The 3753-nt window shown below is 69.9% G+C and carries 5 protein-coding genes; 4 read left to right on the forward strand and 1 reads right to left on the reverse strand.

Features of this window, described 5'->3' with window-relative positions:
• Positions 1-149: 149 nt before the first annotated feature.
• On the reverse strand, positions 150-893 hold the full coding sequence (locus NBZ83_RS30780; RefSeq protein WP_261576376.1) for a LysR family transcriptional regulator: 744 nt from the start codon (positions 891-893) through the stop codon (positions 150-152).
• A gap of 128 nt (positions 894-1021) precedes the next feature.
• Here NBZ83_RS30780 and NBZ83_RS30785 point away from each other — a divergent pair, with 128 nt between their 5' ends.
• From NBZ83_RS30785 to NBZ83_RS30800, 4 genes are all read left to right on the forward strand, one after another.
• Positions 1022-1921: an alpha/beta fold hydrolase gene (locus NBZ83_RS30785; protein ID WP_261576377.1), complete on the forward strand. Its 900-nt coding sequence runs from the start codon at positions 1022-1024 to the stop codon at positions 1919-1921.
• A gap of 192 nt (positions 1922-2113) precedes the next feature.
• Positions 2114-2365 carry an rRNA adenine N-6-methyltransferase family protein gene (locus NBZ83_RS30790; RefSeq protein ID WP_261576378.1) on the forward strand — a complete coding sequence of 84 codons (252 nt, stop codon included), beginning with the start codon at positions 2114-2116 and terminating at the stop codon, positions 2363-2365.
• Between the two features lie 291 nt (positions 2366-2656).
• A complete protein-coding gene (locus tag NBZ83_RS30795; RefSeq protein ID WP_261576379.1) occupies positions 2657-3049 on the forward strand; it encodes a hypothetical protein in 393 nt (130 codons plus the stop codon).
• 321 nt (positions 3050-3370) lie between these two features.
• Positions 3371-3637: a hypothetical protein gene (locus tag NBZ83_RS30800; RefSeq protein ID WP_261571236.1), complete on the forward strand. Its 267-nt coding sequence runs from the start codon at positions 3371-3373 to the stop codon at positions 3635-3637.
• Positions 3638-3753 lie beyond the last annotated feature (116 nt).

The raw sequence follows: 3753 nt of genomic DNA on the forward strand, positions 1-3753 counted from the left end.
GAGACAGGGATCACTGCGGCAGGGGGAGGCGCGTTTGCGGTCGTGATCTCGTGATTGATCCTGGCTGGGTGTTTGGGGAGGGGCGTCTCCTCGAGTCGGCGGGCTGTACGGATGCCGCTGCCAACCCAGGAGATCGCGTGGAGCTGGTTCTACTCCGCGCCGCCGTTTCGTCGGGCGGAGAAACCCTCTGCGACGAGGACGAAGTCACGGGCGAGATCGGTCGGGGCGGTCGTCCGCCACACAAGACCCATCTCGAAGGGCGGCGTGTCCAACAGTCGGAGGTAGCTGATGTCGCGTCGTGGATGCCGCCGGGCGACCTGGACATCTACCGTGCTGATGGCCTGACCGGCGGCGACTACCAGCAGGATCTCGTTCAGGGTGGCGACGGCCGGGCCGCGGGTGAGAGTCCTGCCGAGTGGGGTTCGCCGGGGCAGGTGGGCGTCCCGCCAGTAGTCCGGCACAGAAGCGACGACGTCTGCGAACGGGTCGTCGGCGACGTCCTCCAGACAGGCCGTCTCGCGAAGCGAGATCTCGCACTCTGGACGGTGGTCGCCGAACGCTCGGGCGGTGGCGAGGAGGAAATCGCCGGCGGTGGGTCCGAGAAATCCGACGCGAAGAACTCGGTTGACCTCACGGGCGGCCGCGATCGCCTTTCCGAGCGCCGCGTTCGTCAGCGCACGGGCCGGTTCCAGGTCGTCTCGGAACTGGCGGCCCATCGGAGTCAGCGTCACCATGCGGCTGGTGCGCTCGAACAGCGGAGCCCCGACGCGGCGTTCCAACCGCTGGATCGTCTGGCTGACTCGCGCCGTCGACAGCCGCAGCCGCTCGGCGGCGCGACGGAAGTGCAGCTCCTCGGCCACCGCCAGGAACGCGTCCACCTCGTGCCGCTCCACCGCCACTCCTCCTGATCATTAACCGAGACCGCTCGACTGTTTCGTTCTTCGCTGTTGTTCGGCCGTGCCGCCGCGTCCAGGCTGGGCATCGTACGCTCCATGCCGATCACGCCAGGAGAGCCGCCCTCATGACCGCGCTGATTCCCGGATTCGACTACCGGCGGGTGTCCGTCGGCGATGTGACACTCAACGTCGCGGTCGGCGGTCGCGGAGATCCGATTGTCCTGTTGCGCGGATTCCCGCAGACGCACTTGGCCTGGCGGCATGTCGCTACAGAACTCGCCGCCGACCATCAGGTGATCTGCCCGGACCTGAGGGGCTACGGCGCCAGCGACAAGCCCGCGGACGACGCCGGTCACACCGTCTACAGTAAGCGCACGATGGCTGCCGACATAACAGCGCTCGCTGGTCGGCTCGGCCATGACCGTTTCGCCGTCGCCGGCCATGACCGCGGGGCGGGGGTGGCTTTCAGAGCCGCGCTGGACCATCCCGACCGGATCAGCCACCTGGCGGTTCTTGGGGTGATCCCCAGCGTCGACCTCTGGCAGGCGATGACCGTCCAGCTCGGCGCCGTGCTTTTTCACCTGTACTTCATGGCTCACCCGGCTCCGTTTCCCGAGCGGATGATCGGCGCGGATCCTGACGGGTACTTCGGCCACTTCCTGGACGTGTGGGTCAGCGATCCTGGCGCGATACCAGCCGACGTGCGGGCGGCCTACCTCGATGCGGCCCGCGGGCCGGAGAGTATCCGCGCGATATGCGCGGACTACCGGGCGGGAGCGTTCGTGGACGGCCGTCACGACGACGAGGACCGCGCCCTGGGCAGGCAACTGACGATGCCTGTCACTGCACTGTGGAATCAGCCAGCCGGGACCGCGCCTCCCTTCGACTACGAAGAAGTGTGGAGGACGTGGGCGCCCAGGCTCAGTAGCGTCGCCCTCGACGGTGGCCACCTGCTCCCCGACGACCGGCCCAAGGAGGTCGCAGCCGCGCTACGCGCGCTGCTGAGCCAGGTCAACCAGATCTGAGTACTCGGCCCGGTCACACCGTCCGCGGACAACGCTCGTCGGCTTGGGGCAGGGGCCACCAGCGCCATCACGGTCGCTGCTCTGCCCCTGGAAGCGGACCATGTCGGGCTCCAGTCCAGAAACCCCCACGGGGACTCCGGCGGGGTAGGGATGGCCGTCGCGAACGGGCAGATCCAGGGTCCGGATATAGCGATGAATCTGCTGCACCGGAAGTTGTGTGCGTCTCAAAAGTGGACGGCCGCGGTGGAGAAGAAGTTTCTGCCCTGGGCGCTCACCGAGGTCTCCCTCGGCAATAACGTGCTGGAACTCGGGCCCGGTTTCGGCGCCACCACCCGCATGCTCGCGAACCTCACCCCGTCGCTCGCCGCGCTGGAGATGGACGGCAAATCAGCGCGCCTGCTCGAGCGGCGGCTGGGCTCACGGGTGCGCATCCTGCATGGTTGACGCCACCCGGATTCCGGCGGAGGACTGCTCCTTCGACCACGGTCGACCCCGACGGGTTGACGGCCCGGCTCGCCGCAGCCGGATTCGACGGGACACGCATCGAGACCGGAGCGGGCAACTTCCGCTTCCAGGGAACCCGGCCTGTGATGGATCCCGCGGCGGCACCACCTCGCTGACGGCCTTTTGCTGACGGCCTTTTGCTGACGGTCCGCCGCTGATGGTCGGACCGTCCGGGGGCGCCCGGCCGAGATCCGGCCGGGCGGGGCATCGTCGCTGGTTTAGCCTGGTCGCGTGGTCACCCTTCCGCGTCGGCGCCTGCGCGCGGGCTGGGTGGCGTCCCTGCTGTTGCTGATCGGCCTGGTGGGCGCCTCCGGCGGCGTCGGCGGCCGGCCGGCGGACCTGCAGGTGGTCGGGGGCCTGCTGCCCACTGTCACGGCCTTCACCGTCCCAGCCGGTTCCGGCGAGACCACGACTCCGCGTCCGAATGCTCGAACCCTGCTGGCGGGGCCGTGGTCGCCGGGCCATTCCACCGCGTTCGTCCTCGCGTCGGGCGCGGCGACCCTGGGCCTTTCCCTGTTTGTGCGCTGGCGCCGGCCGACGCGCGGGGCCGGCCGTCCCGACGCCTGCGCCGGGGCCTTGGCCGCCCGCGGCCCACCGGCACAGCCTCGCCAGTTCTCGAGGTAGGCCCGCGCGCCACGGCGGGGCCGTGAGATCGGCTGACGCCCGACTTCCCCGGCCCCGCCGCCATGCTGACTGACGCCCCCGATTCCCCGCCCGCCGGCTACCAGCTCCGGGCCGGCTGCTGCCGTGCGCCGAGGCCGCTACAGCCGCGTGCCGAGGTCGCGGGTTTGCGTACGCCGGCCCGTCTGTCCTGCCGTGGTGCGGCGGCGGCGGGGAATCAACCTCGGGTCCTGGCTCTGACATGCCTGCCTGCGCAGCCTGCGGCGCGCGGTGGGCCGGGCACGCATGCCCGTCATCGGACGATCATCGATCGAAGGACGATCTGTGGACTCAGGATTCGAATGGGATCGCATACTTGTCGCCGTCGTGCTGCTGGCGACGATGTTTCTGCTGCCCGCTCTGGTGATCTGGCGTGACCAGGTCCGGGACCGGCGCCGTTTCGGGTCGGCGGCGCTGTCCCGTCCCGTCCGTTACGGACCGGACGGCACGGCCTACCGGGAGGGAACAGCGCCCGCGGCCGGCTCCGTCGAGCGGGTCGGGCGGGACGATGCGCCCGCTGCGCCGACGATGTCGGGAGCTCCCGGCCGGTGACACCGACCCGCCGCCGGGCGAGAGCGTTCCGCTAGGCTCGGTCATGGTGTGCCGGGAAGTCTGGTCGGCGATGGCCGAATCGACCCCTGACGCTGGGAGACCGCGTTGAACCCGCC

The sequence above is a fragment of the Frankia gtarii genome (genome assembly GCF_025403375.1).
Lineage (GTDB): Bacteria > Actinomycetota > Actinomycetes > Frankiales > Frankiaceae > Frankia > Frankia gtarii.

Bases quoted from the DNA above. Each gene is read 5' to 3' on its own strand.
- NBZ83_RS30785 (WP_261576377.1), top strand. From the start codon at position 1,022: ATGACCGCGCTGATTCCCGGATTCGACTACCGGCGGGTGTCCGTCGGC.
- NBZ83_RS30790 (WP_261576378.1), top strand. From the start codon at position 2,114: ATGAATCTGCTGCACCGGAAGTTGTGTGCGTCTCAAAAGTGGACGGCC.